The organism is Kingella denitrificans ATCC 33394 (assembly GCF_000190695.1).
In the GTDB taxonomy this organism is placed as follows: Bacteria; Pseudomonadota; Gammaproteobacteria; order Burkholderiales; family Neisseriaceae; genus Kingella_A; species Kingella_A denitrificans.
The window spans coordinates 1,753,326-1,770,915 of sequence record NZ_GL870929.1; the positions used below are offsets into that span (position 1 = coordinate 1,753,326).

Below are 17,590 nucleotides of genomic sequence, written 5' to 3' on the forward strand. Positions count from 1 at the left end.
TTTTTCACGCGTTTCAGGCAGCCTGAAACCCGAAACCCACACGAGAACCCCATGTCCAAAGAATTATTAGACCAAGTACGCCGCCGCCGCACGTTTGCCATCATCTCCCACCCCGACGCGGGTAAAACCACGCTGACCGAAAAACTCTTGCTGTTTTCAGGCGCGATTCAGAGCGCGGGTACGGTAAAAGGCAAGAAAACCGGCAAATTCGCCACCTCCGACTGGATGGAAATCGAGAAGCAGCGCGGCATTTCCGTGGCATCAAGCGTGATGCAGTTCGACTACAAAGACCACACCGTCAACCTCTTGGACACGCCGGGACACCAGGACTTCTCCGAAGACACCTACCGCGTGTTGACCGCCGTGGACAGCGCGTTGATGGTCATCGACGCGGCAAAAGGCGTGGAAGCGCAAACCATCAAACTCTTGAACGTCTGCCGCCTTCGCAATACGCCGATTGTCACGTTCATGAACAAATACGACCGCGAAGTGCGCGATTCTTTGGAATTGCTGGACGAAGTGGAAAATATTTTAAAAATCCGCTGCGCGCCCGTCACTTGGCCGATCGGCATGGGCAAAAACTTCAAGGGCGTGTACCACATCCTGAACGATGAAATCTATCTCTTCGACGCCGGCGGCGAACGTCTGCCGCACGAGTTCGACATCATCAAAGGCATTGACAATCCCGAATTGGAACAACGCTTTCCGCTGGAAATTCAGCAGCTGCGCGACGAAATCGAATTGGTGCAGGCTGCTTCCAACGAGTTCAATCTCGACGAATTTCTCGCCGGCGAACTCACGCCCGTGTTCTTCGGTTCGGCGATTAACAATTTCGGTATTCAGGAAATCCTCAATTCATTGATTGATTGGGCGCCCGCGCCGAAACCGCGCGACGCAACCGTGCGCATGGTCGAGCCGGACGAGCCGAAATTTTCCGGATTTATCTTCAAAATCCAAGCCAATATGGACCCGAAACACCGCGACCGCATCGCCTTTTTGCGCGTCTGCTCCGGCAAATTCGAGCGCGGCATGAAGATGAAACACCTGCGTATCAACCGCGAAATCGCTGCTTCCAGCGTGGTCACGTTCATGTCGCACGACCGCGAGCTGGTGGAAGAAGCCTACGCGGGCGACATCATCGGCATCCCGAACCACGGCAACATCCAAATCGGCGACAGTTTCTCCGAAGGCGAACAACTGGCGTTCACCGGCATCCCCTTCTTCGCGCCCGAACTGTTCCGCAGCGTCCGCATCAAAAACCCGCTGAAAATCAAGCAACTGCAAAAAGGTTTGCAACAACTCGGCGAAGAAGGCGCGGTTCAAGTCTTCAAACCCATGAGCGGCGCGGATTTGATTTTGGGCGCAGTCGGCGTGTTGCAGTTTGAAGTCGTTACCTCGCGCCTCGCCAACGAATACGGCGTGGAAGCGGTGTTTGACAACGCGTCCATCTGGTCGGCACGCTGGGTGTCGTGCGACGACAAGAAAAAGCTCGCCGAGTTTGAAAAAGCCAACGCCGCCAATCTGGCGATTGACGCAGGCGGCAACCTCGCCTACCTCGCCCCCAACCGCGTGAATTTGGGACTCACGCAAGAACGCTGGCCGGACATCGTGTTCCACGAAACACGCGAGCATTCGGTGAAACTGAACGGCTGATAAAGAAAGTGCAGGCTGCTTTTGAAGGTTTAAAAACCCGAAAAGCAGCCTGCACTTTTGTTTACCCTTTATTCCGCAAACGTTTTGCCACGAAACACGCGCACCGCGTTGCCAAGTGCCGAGCCTGCGTTGTGCAAAACTGTCTTGCAGGCTGCCTGAAAATGGGTTGATGAAAAGATGTGGGATTATTAGCAAAAATAAGGGAATACAGTTTTTCATGCTGTTAGAAAAAGAAAAATCAGATTACCTAAAATGGAGTTTGGCAATCTGATTTTGAAATGAGAAAAACTTAATAACCAATTATTGGCTAAAAAAAGTTTTTTCATGACACACATAATTATATATTGTTTCACCAAATGTATCTGGTATAGGCAAAACCTCAAGATTGATATTATCAGCAGAACTTATCAATTTTGGATTCCTCCCTCTCTCTAATCTTAATATAAAAGGCCCCTGATAAGTTTTTGAAGAATTTACACGAACTTTTCGTTGTAGGCAGTTTACAGTTACAGCGTAAAGTGTAGATTTTTCTACAACAGGCTTTCCATTTCTGCTTACTAATTTCCCATTTACGCTTTTATACTCTTCTACTAAAAACCATGCAGAACTATTTGAATGTGTATTCCTATCCCCAAGTAAAGACGAATGCCCTTCTAAATCAATAGAAAGCAAATCCCACCTTCCGTCGAAAAGCGCTTGGTCTTGTGAGGGTGTAAAAGCAAATGCTAATTCAGATATACTCAATAATATAATAAAAAGTAGTTTTTTCATATTGTTACACCATATTGATTATTATACATTAGGGAAAATACTTTGTTTAAGTTCCACATCTTCGCTTTTTAATTCTTCTAAAAAAGCAAGCGCATTGAAATCAAAACCAATCTCTTTTTGAATGGGATAATGAATAACTATTTTTGCCTTATCTATACTGTATTCCCAATTTTTCTTTTGGCAAATTTGTTTCAGCTTTTCTATTAAAATACGGACTTCTTCGACCGTTTCTGCTTCCTGTGCTAAATCCAAATTAAATTTAACGCTATTTATCATAATTTCGCTCCTAATTTAAATAAAATAATACCTATGTTAAACTTTGTAAGAAATTTTAACCAGCAACAGAAAATAGTAAAATGCACACTTTAAATATCGAAAACCACTCTTTCAGGCAACCTGAAAGAAATTAAAGGATAAAAAAATGGAAGTCCACGACAAAATTCGCGTGATGAGAGAAATTAACCAATGGTCGCAAGAAGAAATGGCGGAAAAATTGGCTATGTCCGCCAATGGTTATGCGAAAATCGAACGTGGGCAAACCAACATCAATATTGAGAAACTAAAACAAATTGCACAAATTTTTAATATCGATATGGTAGATTTAATTGCCAACCAAGATAAAACGTTTTTCTTTTCCATCGGCGACAATAATGTAAATAGCCATAATTATTTAAATTCAATGGATAAATTCCAATTATTGCTTGATGCAAAAGATGAATTATTAAAACAAAAAGACAAAGAAATTGAAGCGTTAAAAGAAATCATTGCGTTATTAAAAGCCAATGTAGAAAAATAAAAAGGTTGGGATTCGTTCCCAACCTTTCTATTTTTCAGGCAGCCTGAGAACGCGTGGGCAACAAGTGCCCACCCTAAAAAAGCCCTTTATTCCGCAAACGTCTTACCGCGAAACACGCGCACCGCGTTGCCGCGTTCCAGTTGGTAAAGCTGTGCGTGTGCGTCTGCCGCGTGTCTGCCCATTTGTTCCGCGTGCTGTGCGGCGAGTTTCACCGCCAAAAGTTCCAGCGCGCGTTTTTTGTTGGCGTGCTGGCTGCGTTCGCTTTCCACGCGTACGGATATGCCGGTGGCCGTGTGCACGGCGCGCACCGCGCTTTCGGTTTTATTGACGTGCTGCCCTCCTTTTCCGCCCGCGCGGCAGGTTTCAAAGCGCACTTCGCCCTCTTCGGGCAGCGCGGGGAAGTCGGGCAGGCGCGACACGGCGACAAACCAGTTTTTGCGCGCATGGTTGGGGCGGAACGGGCTGGCGCAGACCCATTGCAGTGTGCCGAGCCAGCGTTGTGCAAAATTGTCTTGCAGGCTGCCTGAAACGGCAACGACGGCGGACCTCAGCCCGTGTTTGCTCGGCGTTTCGGACAGGATTTCCACGTCCAGCCCCGCCGCTTCGGCTTCGCGCAGCATTTGGCGCAAGGCAAAGCGGGCGAAATATTGGCATTCGGCCGGTGCCTGTCCTGTGGAGAGTTGTAGGTAAATCATGGAGTTTCCTTATTGTTTATATTGTGCAGGCTGCCTGCAATGCTCAATCGGCGCAGCCACCTGCCGTTTTATACGTCAGCACGGGCTTCATGCGCGCCACCAGTTCAATCAAACCCGCGTCCAGCATGGCGGCGATGACGTCGTCGATTTTTTTGTAGGCCTGTGGGGCTTCTTCAAAAATCAAGGCTTTGTCTTCGCAGACCACCATGCTGCCAAATGCGGTTTGGCGCAGGCTGTCGGCCGAATATTTGTGCGACAGCCGTCCTTTGCATTCGCCGCGCTGCCATTTTCGGCCCGCGCCGTGCGCCAGCGAGAACAGCGATTGGGCGGCGTTTTCCGCCATCGGGCGAACCAGATAGCTGTAATCGCCGCGCGAACCGGGAATCAGCACCAAACCGCAGTCGGATGGCGTTGCGCCTTTGCGGTGCAGCCAGCCTGCTTCGCCATCCAGCCGGACGGATTGCAGGAAATTGTGGTGCACATCGAGCAGACACGCGCCTTCCGCGTTCCAACGCGCCAGCATGCGCCCGGCAATCAGGCGGCGGTTGGCGCGGGCAAAATCCAGCGCGGCGGCGTGCTGCGCCAGATATTCGGCGGCTTCGGGTGTATTTTCAGGCAGCCCCGCGTGTCCGAACCGGTCCACATGGGCGCGCAAAACGGCCTGTCCCAAGCCGCGCGAACCGCTGTGTACCAAGAGTTGCAGACATTTGGCGTTGAAATGTTCGGGCAGCAGTTCGGGCGCGTAAACGGTGTCCACTGCCTGCAATTCGGCAAAATGGTTGCCGCCGCCGATGGTGCCGAGCGCGGCGCGGTGTGCGGTTTGGGGCAGCAGTTCGCTTATGCGCGCGTCCCAGTTGCCGTCCAGCGGTGCGTCAATGCTGCCCAACTGTTTGGCCAGTTTGGTGTTTTTGGATTTGTGCGCCGGCAGGTCGGTCTGCCAGAACGCCATGCCGCAGCCGATATCGTTGCCGATAAGCGCGGGGTAGAAATGCGATACGCTGAAAAACGCCGCGCCAATCGGATAGCCGCGCCCTGCGTGCAAATCGGGCATGCCGGCCGCGCGGCGGATGTGCGGCAGTTTTGCGGTGGTTTCCAGTTGTTGGACGGCGTTGCCTTCAATCCAAGTGTTTGAGTTTTTGATAATAGTGATTAAATTGCCCATGTTCAGGTGCTTTCTTGATATGGTTGATGAACATAAACATAAGACAAGGCGACGCTGCCCGCCATATACGGAGAGTACATAAGAGCGTTGGCAACGCTGTATCATGGAAATGTTCAGCAACGGTAAACCGTCAGACACGGTGCAGGCTGCCTGAAACGGCATGGCACAAGTGTTCTACGGAATGTTTTGAGGAAAGCAGCCTGAAAGCAGGCAGAGAGATGTTAAGAAACGCGCTGTGCGTTCAGGCTGCGTCGGGTTCGGATAGAGATGATGTTGTTTTGCATGGTGTTATCCTTTCTGTAACGCAGTGGGTTGAAGAAAATATGAAGCGCGCATTATGGCGCAGTTTATGCGAATGATGCAATTTTCTGATGGCTTGGGCGGCTTAAACGCGGTAAAAATGCAACAGTCAGCGGTTTCCGGCTATTTTTGCACCGCCAATACAAAATCTATTTGATGCGGCACATCGGCCGTTGCGTTTTTCATTTCAAAGTGCAGGCTGCTTTTGTTTGGCTTGCACGCTGCTGCAAAAAGCAGCCTGCACGCCGCCATGCACCGCGTGCAAAACTCCGCTATAATCCGCATTAACAAAATTTAACCGCCGTTTTGTACACGAACGGCATTTTCTTTCTGCATTTTCATTATGAATTGGCACTATATTATTCAAGCTGCGCCCCGTTTTTTCCATGCGGCGAAGCTCACGTTGGAACTGGCGGCATACGGCATTGTGTTGTCGCTGGCGGTCGGCTTGGCGGCCGCTGTCTGCATGGCATACCGGCTGCCTGTGCTGGACAGGCTTTCGCGCGGCTATGTGGAGCTTTCGCGCAATACGCCTTTGTTAATCCAGCTGTTTTTTCTGTATTACGGCCTGCCCAAAATCGGCATCAAAATCGACGGGTTCACCTGCGGCGTGATTGCGCTGGTGTTTTTGGGCGGCGGTTATATGGCCGAAGCCTTGCGCGCGGGTTTGCTGGCAGTGCCGAAAGGGCAGACCGAGGCGGCCAAAGCCATCGGTTTGGGCAACGTGCAGATTTTCCGATATGTCGTGTTGCCGCAGGCTTGGGCGGTGTCTTTGCCGGCCATTGCCGCCAATGTGTTGTTTTTAATTAAGGAAACATCGGTGATTGGCGCGGTGTCGGTGGCGGAGCTGATGTTTGTCACCAAAGATATCATCGGCATGGACTATAAAACCAACGAGGCATTGTTTTTGTTATTTGTCAGCTATTTGATTATCCTGCTGCCCGTGTCCGTGTGGGCGCGATATGCGGAACGCAAGGTGCGGAGGGCGAAATATGGTGCTTGACTGGCTTATGGAAGGGCAAAACCTTCAGCGTTTGGCGGCGGGGCTGTGGCTCACGGCAAAAATTTCGTTTATATCGGTGGGTATTTCCTGCGTTACCGGCACGGCATTCGGCTTGCTGATGCGTTCGCGCAATGCGCTGCTGCGTGCAGGCTGCTTTCTTTATCTGGAAGCCGTGCGCATCATCCCTATTTTGGTGTGGCTGTTTTTGCTGTATTTCGGTCTGCCGGAGTGGACGGGCATCCATCTGGACGGGCTTTGGGTGTGCGTGTGGATATTCGTGCTGTGGGGCACGGCGGAAATGGGCGATTTGGTGCGCGGCGCATTGCAATCCATCGACAAACACCAAATCGAAGCGGGTTTGGCACTGGGGCTGAACCGCCGCCAAGTTTTCTTATACATTGAAGCGCCGCAAGGCCTGCGCCGCGTGCTGCCCAGCGCCATCAACCTGTTCACGCGCATGGTGAAAACCAGTTCGCTTGCCGCCCTGATTGGCGTGATTGAGGTGGTGAAAGTCGGCCAGCAAATCATTGAAAATTCGCTGCTCACCCAGCCCAATGCCTCGCTTTGGGTGTACGGCCTGATTTTCATTCTGTATTTTATCGTGTGTTATCCGCTTTCGCTGGTGGCCAACCGGCTGGAGAAAAAATGGGTGGCATAAATCAAAAAGCAGCCTGCACTTTGGCAATGAAGGTGCTGGCTGCTTTTTTTGCGTTTGCCGCGCAGATATAGTGGATTAAAATTGCAATGATACGGCGTTGGCTCGCCTTGACGTACTACTTGTACGCCTTGCGGCTCGCCGCCTTGTCTCATTTTTATTTTTATCCACTATAAAACCGGCGGAAAGCAAAAACCCCTTGTTCGGAAACAAGGGGTTTTAAAATGGGTGGCGGAGGCTGTGAGATTCGAACTCACGGAGGGCTATCAACCCTCGACGGTTTTCAAGACCGTTGCATTAAACCGCTCTGCCAAACCTCCGCGTCTTGAAGTGCGCAAATATACATGGATTTTTTGCGGTCATCAAGGGATTTCGCGCAAAAAACCGCAAAAAAAGGATTATTTGCTTCATTTTAATCACAATTTAATTTCTTTTCAGGCAGTGGAAACAATAAGGCATTGATTGCAATGAAGTTGCCGTATCGAAAAAAGCAGCCTGCACATTGCCGAAACCGATTGCAGGCTGCTTTTGCAAAATTTTTTTTCAAAATACACTTGACAATTTAATTTTCTGCCCCATTTTGAGGGCAAGAATGATGAAAAACCGCCGTTCCCGCCAAGGGCGCGGCAGAAAAGGAAGATATTCATGAGATACGATAAATTAACCACCAAATTCCAGTCCGCCCTGCAAACCGCGCAAAGCCAAGCCTTGGCGGCCGACAACGCCTATTTGGAAGCAACGCACGTTTTAAAAGCGCTGCTGGACGATACGGAAAGCGGCATGGGCGCGTTGCTGGTGAATGCCGGCGGCAACCTGTCGAGCATCAAACAAGGGGTGCAGGCTGCTTTGAACAGCTTGCCGAAAGTGTCGGGGCAGGGCGGCGAAATGATGCCCAGCCGCGAACTGCAAAATGTGCTTAACCTGATGGACAAAGCGGCCGTGAAGCGCGGCGATGCCTATATCGCCAGCGAGCTGTTCCTGCTGGGCCTGTTGCAGGAAAACGGCGCAACGGGGCAGATTCTGAAAAACGCAGGCGTTACCGAAGCGCGGCTGAATCAGGCCATTGAACAATTAAATCAAGGAAAAACCGTGGACAATCCCAATGCAGAAGACCAACGCGAAGCGTTGAAAAAATACACTTTGGACTTAACCGAACGGGCGCGCGAAGGCAAGCTCGACCCCGTTATCGGCCGCGACGACGAAATCCGCCGCGCCATTCAGGTGCTGCAACGGCGCACCAAAAACAACCCCGTGCTGATTGGCGAACCCGGCGTCGGCAAAACGGCGATTGTGGAAGGCTTGGCGCAGCGCATCGTGAACGGCGAAGTGCCCGAATCCCTGCGCGGCAAACGCCTGCTGGTGCTGGATTTGGCCGCCCTGATTGCCGGTGCGAAATACCGCGGTGAATTTGAAGAACGCCTGAAAGCCGTGCTGAACGATTTGGCGCAGGACGACGGCAACACGCTGATTTTTATTGACGAAATCCACACATTGGTGGGCGCGGGCAAAACAGACGGCGCTATGGACGCGGGCAATATGCTGAAACCGGCTTTGGCGCGTGGCGAACTGCACTGCATCGGCGCAACCACGCTGGACGAATACCGCCAATACATCGAAAAAGATGCTGCGCTGGAACGCCGCTTCCAAAAAGTGCTGGTGGGCGAACCGAGCGTGGAAGACACGATTGCGATTCTGCGCGGCTTGCAGGACCGCTACGAAATCCACCACGGCGTGGAAATTACCGACCCTGCGATTGTGGCGGCGGCAGAATTGTCCAACCGCTATATTACCGACCGCTTCCTGCCCGACAAAGCCATTGATTTGATTGACGAAGCGGCCAGCCGCATCAAAATCGAGAAAGAAACCAAACCCGAGCAGATGGACAAGCTCGACCGCCGCATCATCCAACTGAAAATGGAGAAAATGCACGTTTCCAAAGAAAGCGACGAGGCGAGCAAAAAACGTCTAGCTTTGATTGACGAAGAAATTGCCGGCTTGGAAAAAGAATATGCCGATTTGGACGAAGTGTGGAAGGCCGAAAAAGCTTCTGCCGTGAGCCTGACCGATTTGAAGGCGCAAATCGACGAAATCAAACACAAAATCGAACAGGCCAAACGCGTGGGCGATTATGGCTTGGCTTCGGAATTGGAATACGGCGAATTGCCCAAACTGACCCTGCAACTGAAAGATGCGGAGCGCGCAGGCAACCAAAAAACCACCAACACGCTGTTCCGCACCGAAGTGGGCGCGGAGGAAATTGCCGAAATCGTGTCGCGCATGACGGGTATTCCCGTGTCCAAAATGATGGAAGGTGAGCGCGAAAAACTGCTGCGCATGGAAGACGTGCTGCACAACCGCGTGGTGGGGCAGGACGAAGCCGTGCGCGCCGTGGCCGATGCCATCCGCCGCAGCCGCTCCGGCCTGGCCGACCCGAACAAGCCTTACGGCAGCTTCCTGTTCTTGGGTCCGACCGGCGTGGGTAAAACCGAGTTGTGCAAAACGTTGGCGAGCTTCCTGTTTGACAGCGAAGACCATTTAATCCGCGTGGATATGTCGGAATACATGGAAAAACACAGCGTTGCGCGGCTGATTGGTGCGCCTCCGGGCTATGTGGGCTACGAAGAGGGCGGCTATCTGACCGAGCAGGTGCGACGTAAACCGTACAGCGTGATTTTGCTGGACGAAGTGGAAAAAGCGCATCCGGATGTGTTCAACATCCTGCTGCAAGTGTTGGACGACGGCCGCCTGACCGACGGCCAAGGTCGCACGGTGGACTTCAAAAACACCGTGGTGGTGATGACGAGCAACATCGGCAGCCAGCACATTCAGGAACTGGGTGCGGAAGCACCTTATGAAGCGGTGAAAGCCGCTGTGATGGCTGATGTGAAAGACTATTTCCGTCCTGAACTCATCAACCGTATTGATGAAGTGGTGGTGTTCCACGCGCTCGGTCAGGCGCATATCCGCCGCATTGCGCAAATCCAGTTGGACGGCCTGAAAAAACGTTTAGAAGCGCAAGGCCTGTATTTGCAGGTATCCGATGCCGCTTTGGACGTGTTGGCGAAGGCCGGGTTTGATCCGATTTACGGCGCGCGTCCGCTCAAACGGGCGATTCAGTCGGAGATTGAAAATCCGCTGGCCAAAGCGCTGTTGGCAGGGAAATATGCTGCGGGCAGTACAATTAAAGTGGAAGCGGAGGGCGATACGTTAGTATTTGCCTGATGCGGCCGCAATGAAAAAGCAGCCTGCACTTCTAGAAATGGAAGTGCAGGCTGCTTTTTTGGTTTGACGAATAAGCCAAAACAAAAAACCTACTGTGTTATCAGTAGGTTTTTGTGTATTTTGGCGGAGTAGGAGGGATTCGAACCCTCGATCCAGGTTATAGCCCAGATGCACCCTTAGCAGGGGTGTGCCTTCAGCCTCTCAGCCACTACTCCATTTGGAAACCGACATTCTACTGTGGCGCTAGGATAATCGTCAATCCTTATTCTATATGGCAAATATAATGCAATGTTTTTATTGTGATAAATATTTCCGCATTAAGAGGCATTCGGCTTGGATGTGTTCGTTCAGCGGCATGATGGCTTCGCCCAGCGATTCGTAGCCGTTGATTCGGTAAAATTCAATGGAATTTTTGGAGGCGTACAGGCTCAATAAGCTCAAATCGGCTTGTATGGCGAGGGCTTCCGCCTTTTTCAGCAGGGCGGTGCCCAAGCCGGAATAATGCACCACGGGGTGGACGTATAACGCTTCCAGTTGCGCTTCAGCGTAGTTCAACAGGAAAAAACCTTGGATTTGGTTTTCGTATTCAATCAGCCACAGTGCTTTGTTTGGGTTGTCGATTGGGCCGAGATAGCTTTCCGGTTCCAGCAGGTCGAGCCATGCGTTCATGATTTCCGGGGTGTAGCTTTTCAGGCAGGAATAGCGGACGGCATGGCGGTGTACGCGCAAAATTTGGGGGCAGTCTTCGTGACGTGCCGGACGCAGCAGCGTGGGCAGTTGGGGCATCATGGGTGTTCGGTGGGAAGGGTTGGTGTGTGGGCGTGCATTATATAGCGGATTGGGCGGATTTTCGATATGGCGGGGCGGGTGCAGGCTGCTTTTGCCCGCGGGCGCTATAAACATGGAAAAATCGCGCCATTCCTTATACAATCATCCCAACTTTCCACATTGCAAAGAGGCTTATGGATACGCTCTTGAGTTTGAAAGTGTTTTGCCAAGTGGTGCAAAGCGGCAGTTTTACCAAGGCTGCGGAATTGTTGGATATTTCGATTCCGATGGCGAGCAAACACGTGGCCGCCCTGGAAAAAAATCTGGGCACGCAGCTGCTTTACCGCAACAACCGCAGCCTGAAGCTGACCGAGCAGGGCGAGCAATATTTCCGCGACTGTTCGCATATTCTGGAGCTGCTGGCGCAGGCAAACGAGCAGGCACAGGCCGGTGTTTGCACGCCGCAGGGGCTGTTGCGCATCAGCGCGCCGGTGTGGTTTGCCTGCGATTATTTTGCGCGGCTGGTGCAGGCGTATCGGGAAGCGTATCCCGAAGTGGAGCTGATGCTCACGCTGACCAATCGTGCGGTGGATTTAAACAGCGACGGCGAAGATTTGGCTTTGCGCCTGTCGTATGAATTGGCGGACAATATCGTTGCCAAGCCTTTGGGCAACATACCGTTTTACCTGGTGGCATCGCCCGCGTACATCGCCCGTCACGGCCTGCCGGAAACGGTGGCGGATTTGGAACGGCACCAAGCCGTGATGCCTTCTTATGCTGATATGTCGAAAATGCAAATCGAGCATTCGGGCGAAAAAAGCAGCCTGCACCTGCACGGCACGGTCGCCAGCAACCACACGCAGATGGTGGCCGCACTGATTTTGGCCGGCGCAGGCATCGGCTATATGCCTTCGTGGCTGGCGGATGACGCCCTGTCCGACGGCCGCCTCGTCCACCTGCTGCCGCAACACCAAATCAACATTCCGCCGCTATACGCCGTGTATGCCAACCGCCGCTTCATGAAAGCCAAAGTCCGCAGCTTTATCGAATTTATGCAGCAGGCCATGTCTGCCGCGCAACCATAGCCGCCGAACCTGTTTGATTGCGCTATCCGAATAGAGAAACCGCCATGTCCAGTATCCTCACCACCGTTTTCCCCAGCCCTTTGGGCGACCTGATTGCCTGCGCCACCGAACAGGGGCTCTGCCTGCTGGAATTTGTCGGCAGCCGCCGCGTAGAACGCGAACAGCAGGATTTGCAGCGGCTGCTGAAACGTCCGATGATTGCGGGCACGAACGAACATTTGGCTCAGGCGGAACAGGAATTGCGCGACTATTTTGTAGGCAGCCTGCACACGTTCAACGTGGCCTTGCACACACCGTCCACGCCGTTTCAGGCCGCCGTGTGGCAAGGCTTGCGGCAGATTCCTTACGGCAAAACGGCCAGCTACCGCGAACAGGCCGAACGGCTCGGCAGGCCGACCGCCGTGCGCGCCGTGGCCAATGCCAACGGGCAGAACCGCGTGTCCATCATCATTCCGTGCCACCGCGTGATTGGCGCGGACGGCAGCCTGACGGGTTACGCCGGCGGCTTGCAGCGCAAAGCATGGCTGCTGCAACACGAACAAGGCATGCAGGCTGCTTTCGGCGGCTTGTTTGATTGACGCGATAATGAACGCTTGAAAAGTGCAGGCTGCTTTTTGGCAACGGCGGCCGAAACCCGCGCAAAGGAAACTCATTATGCCCGCCAACGAATACACCTTATACAACAGCCCCCTCACCGTGTTATGCCGCCTCGCCCTGCCGATGGCCGTGTGTGCCGCGTTGGCCGTTGCGCTGCTTTCCGAGCCGCCCGACAGCATTCCTTTTACCATTATCATATCGGGCATCATCCTTCTGTCGGCTTTTTTCCTTTTATTTATCCGCGTCCTGCTCGACCGCCGCCCCCAGATCACACTCAGCCCCAAAGGCCTGTTTATCCACACCAAATTCAGCGAAAACATACTGGACGGCACATATAAACCGCGCAAACGCAAAGAAGCGTTTTATACGTGGCGCAATTTGGGCAGCCCGAAACTCGACCCTCGGTCCTATATGCTGACCCTGATGGCAAACGACCTGCCCGAGTTTCCCGAAGCTCCGCAGCCGCTGCCCGACAATGCCACAGACGAACAGGCGGCAGCCTTCTTGGCCGAGATGGGTCGCTATGTCGATGCGCTTAAGAAAGATATGCAAGCCATTGAAAACGAAGAATTTTATTCCTTATCGCTGTCCGTTATGGCCCTGCCGCACGGCAAACGCCTGCCGAAAATCCTGCAAAGCCTGATAGACGCGGAAAACGAAGCCGAACGGCTTGCCATTATCCAAAAGCTGCAATATAAATCGTGAGATAGCCGCGGTTCGGGCAGATCATGCCGCCAAAAGCAGCCTGCACCCCATCCCATCCCCCCAACTTCATACAAAGGAACCCCATCATGACCACCGACAACAAAACCTGGTCCGGCCGTTTCAACGAGCCCGTGTCCGAACTCGTCAAACAATACACCGCCTCCATCAACTTCGACCAACGCCTCGCCCGCCACGACATCCAAGGCTCGCTCGCGCACGCGCAGATGCTGCACGAAGCCGGCGTGCTCTCCGCGCAGGATTTGGCCGACATTCGGCGCGGCATGGCCGAAATCCAAGCCGAAATCGAAGCAGGCAGCCTGCAATGGTCGCTCGATTTGGAAGACGTGCACATGAACATCGAACGCCGCCTCACCGACAAAATCGGCGACGCCGGCAAACGCCTGCACACCGGCCGCAGCCGCAACGACCAAGTCGCCACCGACATCCGCCTGTGGCTGCGCGACGAAATCTCCACCATCCGCCGCCTGATTAAAGACCTGCAGGCTGCCCTGCTCGATTTGGCCGAACAAAACGCCGCCACCGTCATGCCCGGCTTCACGCACCTTCAGGTAGCCCAACCCGTCAGCTTCGGCCACCACCTGCTCGCCTATGTGGAAATGTTCGGCCGCGACGACGAACGCATGGCCGACTGCCGCCGCCGCACCAACCGCATGCCGCTGGGCGCCGCCGCATTGGCCGGTACCACCTTCCCCGTTCGCCGCGAAACCACCGCCGCACTCCTGGGCTTCGAGCAAATCTGCCAAAACTCGCTCGACGCCGTGTCCGACCGCGACTTCGCCATCGAATTCACCGCCGCCGCCTCGCTCGTCATGGTGCATTTGAGCCGCCTGTCCGAAGAACTGATTTTGTGGATGTCGCCCCGCTTCGGCTTCATCGACATTGCCGACCGCTTCTGCACCGGTTCCAGCATCATGCCGCAGAAGAAAAACCCCGACGTGCCCGAACTCGTGCGCGGCAAATCCGGCCGTGTCATCGGCCACCTCACCGGCCTGATTATGCTGATGAAATCCCAGCCGCTGGCGTATAACAAAGACAATCAGGAAGACAAAGAGCCGCTCTTCGACACTGTGGACACGCTCATCGACACGCTGCGGATTTACGCCGACATGATGCGCGGCATCACCGTGAAGCCCGAAGCCATGCGCGCCGCCGTGCTGCAAGGCTTCGCCACCGCCACCGATTTGGCGGATTATCTGGTCAAAAAAGGCCTGCCCTTCCGCGACAGCCACGAAGCCGTCGCCCAAGCCGTGCGCCACGCCGAACAGGCAGGCTGCGGGCTGGAAGATCTGCCGCTCACCGTGCTGCAAGGCTTCAGCACATTGATTGAAAACGACGTTTACCAAGTGCTCACCCCCGAAGGCAGCCTGAACGCCCGCAACCACCTGGGCGGCACCGCGCCGGAACAGGTGAAATTTCAGGTAGCCCGCTGGCGGGAGCTGCTGGCGGCAGACGCGTAACAGCGGTTTCAGGCAGCCTGCACTTTGGATTTGGAAGTGCAGGCTGCTTTTCGGGTGTTCAGGCAGCCTGCATTTTTCCGCCGACCGAACACTGCCTTGCCCAACCGTTGTTTACTGATTCAAAGGACAATTCATGAAACCTTCATTCCCGACAACCTTCTATGCCGCAGCGGCCGCTGCCTTTTTGCTGGCAACCCCCGCCTTCGCCGCACGCGGGCATCAACAGCCCGAAAAGCAGCCTGCACCCGCTGCTGCATGGGCTTCTTCATCGACCGAGCAGAAATTCCATCGCGCGGTGCAGGCTTTTGACAGAGGCGATTATGCGGCGGCGTTACCCGTATTGCGTGAACTGGCGGCGCAGGGGGCATGCCCAAGCGCAATACCGGCTGGGACAGATGTACCATTTCGGTTTGAAAACGGAACAGAATTATCGCCAAGCCATTCATTGGTATGAAAAATCTGCGGCGCAGGGCGACTCCTACGCACAGTTCAATTTGTGCCTTATGCACACCGAAGGAATGGGCGTGGCACAGGATTACCGCCAAGCCGCCGACTGGTGCCGCAAATCGGCGCAACAAGGGTACGCCAACGCACAATATTTCTTGGGCATGATGTACGATGAAGGCAAAGGCGTGGCGCAGGACGCTCGGCAGGCATTGGATTGGTACCGCAAATCGGCGGAACTAGGTTTCGCGCCCGCCCAATACAGCTTGGGCATGATGTATCTCCAAGGGCGCGGAACGGTGCAAGACAATGGTCAAGCTAAAATCTGGCTGGAAAAGACTGCCGAACAAGGCGATGCAGACGCACAACGCGTCTTACAGGAAATAAACCGTACCGACTAATAAGCCTGCACCGCATTGCAAACGGCCGTTCGGTGCACAAAACAGAGTGCAGGCTGCTTTTCCAATGTTCAGGCAGCCTGCACATTCTTTATCTTCCAACAAAATCATTGCCGCCGTTCCCCGCAGGCAAAATGCGAAGGGAAATAGGCAGAGGTCGTATCCATGAAAAAAATTCTATTTCTTTTGTTGCTCGGCGCGGCATTGTCCGCCCGCGCAGACGAACCGTTCGTCGGCATGTACCGGCAGGACAACGCGGACATCACCGCCCGGCTGTTGCTGCTGGACAAACAGCGTTTTTGCTTCGCCATTTCAGCTGGCGGCATTGATATGCACACAGGCGGCTCGTGGCAGAAAATGGACGGGCAAAACGGCAGCATCCGCCTGAGGCTGACAGAAAAACACCTGGGGCTGCCTGCGTTGGTCATGGTGGCCAATCCTGAAATGGACGCGAAAACGCTGGCAGAAACGCAGCAGATGTTCGGTAAAGAAAAAAGGGTAGTGTTTTTGGCACCGCTGGTTTTGCAGGACGCCATCGACATCAATCCCGCATTGGCATTCAGCACAAAGGCGGATTGGCCGGGCGAAGGCGCGTTTAAGCCGCTGTTTGCCGAAGGGCAGGGCATTGAAAGAAATGTCAAAGTGCCGATGCCCGACAATACGCGCTACGTGTTTGTGCGCTCGGAAGACGGTTCGCAGATATTCCGTTTTGCGGTTGGCCAAAGCCAGTATGTGCGGCTGAATCCCAATGAACAGGCAATGCGCGAAACCTTGAATTTTGAATTGGCGTTCGACCGTAAAACACGCCGCTTGACTCATCTGAAAAACGGTACGCTGCACCATTTGGGGCGGCCTGAAAAACTGTCGCCCCAAGCGCAGGAAAACGCCTGGGCGCAATGCGAACCGAAAATCCCCCGTGAAATGGTCAGAACCGTGCGGGGAACCGAGCGGACGCTGCTCTTGCCTGATGTATTGTCGCAGCGTTAAACAGGCTTTCAGGCAGCCTGCACCTGCCTTTACCGAATACGGATAGTTTCATGGCGTATCGCCGTCATGCTCATTATAAAAAGCAGCCTGCACTCAAAAATATCTTTACTAAACAAATATATGAATACCGAGAATATCCAAGCCCAATTCAACGCCGTCTCCGAACAATACGACCGCCAACGCCAAGCCCTGATTCCCTGTTTTCACGATTTTTACGGCATGGCAGTGCGGCTGGCGCGGCAGGCAGGGAATGTGCGGCACATTTTGGATTTGGGCGCAGGCACGGGGCTGATGAGCGCCATGCTGCTGCCCGCGTTCCCGAATGCCCGCTTCACGCTGGCGGATGTGTCCGCGCAAATGCTGGACAAGGCACGGCAGCGGTTTGCAGGGCGGCCACAGTTTGATTTTTTGGAATGCGCCTTTGCCGATTTGGATTTGCCGCCGCAATCGGTCGATTTGGCCGTGTCGGGATTGGCCATCCATCATTTGGACGACGAAGGCAAGCAGCAGCTTTTCCGCCACGTGTTCCAATGGCTCAAACCGAACGGCTGGCTGATCAATGCCGACCAGGTGCTGGGCGAGAATGCCGCTGCCGAAACCCTGTACACCGCCGCGTGGCGCGAACACGTCCTGGCCGATACGTTTTTGGACGATGCGGCAAAAGCCGCCGCCTTCGAGCGCATCAAATTGGACAAAATGGCGACATGGCGCGCGCAGGAAGCATGGCTGAAACAAGCCGGCTTTCCGCAGCCCGCCGTGTATTACCAATATTACAATTTCATTGTGTTCGCCGCGCAGAAACCGTGATTTGGGTGCGTGCGCAAAAACATTTATAATATCCAATGCTTTTTCCCCGATGGCGGCAGCGGAA

At 53.7% G+C, this 17,590-nt stretch carries 17 protein-coding genes and 2 tRNA genes; 12 read left to right on the forward strand and 7 right to left on the reverse strand.

Going from position 1 to position 17,590, the window contains the following annotated elements; all coding sequences use genetic code 11:
- Positions 1 to 51 precede the first annotated feature (51 nt).
- Complete coding sequence (locus HMPREF9098_RS08755; protein WP_003784004.1) at positions 52 to 1,653, forward strand: peptide chain release factor 3; 1,602 nt, start codon at positions 52 to 54, stop codon at positions 1,651 to 1,653.
- 300 nt (positions 1,654 to 1,953) lie between these two features.
- Here HMPREF9098_RS08755 and HMPREF9098_RS11770 read toward each other — a convergent pair whose 3' ends face one another.
- The gene (locus HMPREF9098_RS11770; RefSeq protein ID WP_147285377.1) at positions 1,954 to 2,424 is read right to left on the reverse strand and encodes a hypothetical protein; all 471 of its coding nucleotides are present in this window, start codon (positions 2,422 to 2,424) and stop codon (positions 1,954 to 1,956) included.
- 21 nt (positions 2,425 to 2,445) lie between these two features.
- Positions 2,446 to 2,700 carry a hypothetical protein gene (locus HMPREF9098_RS08760; RefSeq protein ID WP_003784008.1) on the reverse strand — a complete coding sequence of 85 codons (255 nt, stop codon included), beginning with the start codon at positions 2,698 to 2,700 and terminating at the stop codon, positions 2,446 to 2,448.
- A gap of 145 nt (positions 2,701 to 2,845) precedes the next feature.
- Between HMPREF9098_RS08760 and HMPREF9098_RS08765 the strand changes: the two genes are divergently transcribed.
- Positions 2,846 to 3,220 (forward strand): helix-turn-helix domain-containing protein, encoded by a 375-nt coding sequence (locus HMPREF9098_RS08765; protein WP_003784010.1) that lies wholly within the window; start codon positions 2,846 to 2,848, stop codon positions 3,218 to 3,220.
- Between the two features lie 86 nt (positions 3,221 to 3,306).
- Here HMPREF9098_RS08765 and prfH read toward each other — a convergent pair whose 3' ends face one another.
- Positions 3,307 to 3,915: a peptide chain release factor H gene (gene prfH, locus HMPREF9098_RS08770; RefSeq protein WP_003784011.1), complete on the reverse strand. Its 609-nt coding sequence runs from the start codon at positions 3,913 to 3,915 to the stop codon at positions 3,307 to 3,309.
- Positions 3,916 to 3,958: 43 nt separating this feature from the next.
- The gene (locus HMPREF9098_RS08775; protein WP_040564404.1) at positions 3,959 to 5,077 is read right to left on the reverse strand and encodes an RNA ligase RtcB family protein; all 1,119 of its coding nucleotides are present in this window, start codon (positions 5,075 to 5,077) and stop codon (positions 3,959 to 3,961) included.
- A gap of 643 nt (positions 5,078 to 5,720) precedes the next feature.
- On the opposite strand from HMPREF9098_RS08775, the gene HMPREF9098_RS08780 reads away from it, so the two are divergent.
- The gene (locus tag HMPREF9098_RS08780; protein ID WP_003784019.1) at positions 5,721 to 6,380 is read left to right on the forward strand and encodes an amino acid ABC transporter permease; all 660 of its coding nucleotides are present in this window, start codon (positions 5,721 to 5,723) and stop codon (positions 6,378 to 6,380) included.
- Positions 6,370 to 7,038, forward strand: coding sequence for an amino acid ABC transporter permease (locus HMPREF9098_RS08785; protein WP_003784021.1), 669 nt, complete (start codon positions 6,370 to 6,372; stop codon positions 7,036 to 7,038). The genes HMPREF9098_RS08780 and HMPREF9098_RS08785 overlap by 11 nt, the downstream gene beginning before the upstream one ends.
- Before the next feature lie 226 nt (positions 7,039 to 7,264).
- Here the strand turns inward: HMPREF9098_RS08785 and HMPREF9098_RS08790 are convergent.
- Positions 7,265 to 7,355 (reverse strand) — tRNA-Ser (locus tag HMPREF9098_RS08790).
- A 325-nt stretch (positions 7,356 to 7,680) separates the two neighbouring features.
- Between HMPREF9098_RS08790 and clpB the strand changes: the two genes are divergently transcribed.
- Positions 7,681 to 10,257, forward strand: coding sequence for an ATP-dependent chaperone ClpB (clpB, locus tag HMPREF9098_RS08795; RefSeq protein ID WP_003784029.1), 2,577 nt, complete (start codon positions 7,681 to 7,683; stop codon positions 10,255 to 10,257).
- A 121-nt stretch (positions 10,258 to 10,378) separates the two neighbouring features.
- Here clpB and HMPREF9098_RS08800 read toward each other — a convergent pair.
- A tRNA-Ser gene (locus tag HMPREF9098_RS08800) sits at positions 10,379 to 10,472 on the reverse strand.
- Positions 10,473 to 10,551: 79 nt separating this feature from the next.
- A complete protein-coding gene (locus HMPREF9098_RS08805; RefSeq protein WP_003784030.1) occupies positions 10,552 to 11,046 on the reverse strand; it encodes a GNAT family N-acetyltransferase in 495 nt (164 codons plus the stop codon).
- A 173-nt stretch (positions 11,047 to 11,219) separates the two neighbouring features.
- Here HMPREF9098_RS08805 and HMPREF9098_RS08810 point away from each other — a divergent pair, with 173 nt between their 5' ends.
- The 7 genes from HMPREF9098_RS08810 (at position 11,220) to HMPREF9098_RS08840 (ending at position 17,526) form a co-directional block, all read left to right on the forward strand.
- Complete coding sequence (locus tag HMPREF9098_RS08810; protein ID WP_003784031.1) at positions 11,220 to 12,110, forward strand: LysR family transcriptional regulator; 891 nt, start codon at positions 11,220 to 11,222, stop codon at positions 12,108 to 12,110.
- Positions 12,111 to 12,154: 44 nt separating this feature from the next.
- A complete protein-coding gene (locus HMPREF9098_RS08815; RefSeq protein WP_040564405.1) occupies positions 12,155 to 12,688 on the forward strand; it encodes a methylated-DNA--[protein]-cysteine S-methyltransferase in 534 nt (177 codons plus the stop codon).
- A 76-nt stretch (positions 12,689 to 12,764) separates the two neighbouring features.
- Positions 12,765 to 13,412, forward strand: coding sequence for a hypothetical protein (locus tag HMPREF9098_RS08820; protein ID WP_003784033.1), 648 nt, complete (start codon positions 12,765 to 12,767; stop codon positions 13,410 to 13,412).
- Between the two features lie 86 nt (positions 13,413 to 13,498).
- Positions 13,499 to 14,890 carry an argininosuccinate lyase gene (argH, locus tag HMPREF9098_RS08825; RefSeq protein ID WP_003784034.1) on the forward strand — a complete coding sequence of 464 codons (1,392 nt, stop codon included), beginning with the start codon at positions 13,499 to 13,501 and terminating at the stop codon, positions 14,888 to 14,890.
- A gap of 320 nt (positions 14,891 to 15,210) precedes the next feature.
- Positions 15,211 to 15,735, forward strand: a complete 525-nt coding sequence (locus HMPREF9098_RS08830) for a tetratricopeptide repeat protein (protein ID WP_169309625.1) — start codon at positions 15,211 to 15,213, stop codon at positions 15,733 to 15,735.
- A 162-nt stretch (positions 15,736 to 15,897) separates the two neighbouring features.
- On the forward strand, positions 15,898 to 16,719 hold the full coding sequence (locus HMPREF9098_RS08835; protein WP_003784038.1) for a hypothetical protein: 822 nt from the start codon (positions 15,898 to 15,900) through the stop codon (positions 16,717 to 16,719).
- A gap of 120 nt (positions 16,720 to 16,839) precedes the next feature.
- A complete protein-coding gene (locus tag HMPREF9098_RS08840) occupies positions 16,840 to 17,526 on the forward strand; it encodes a class I SAM-dependent methyltransferase (RefSeq protein WP_040564406.1) in 687 nt (228 codons plus the stop codon).
- The last annotated feature ends 64 nt before the right edge of the window (positions 17,527 to 17,590 follow it).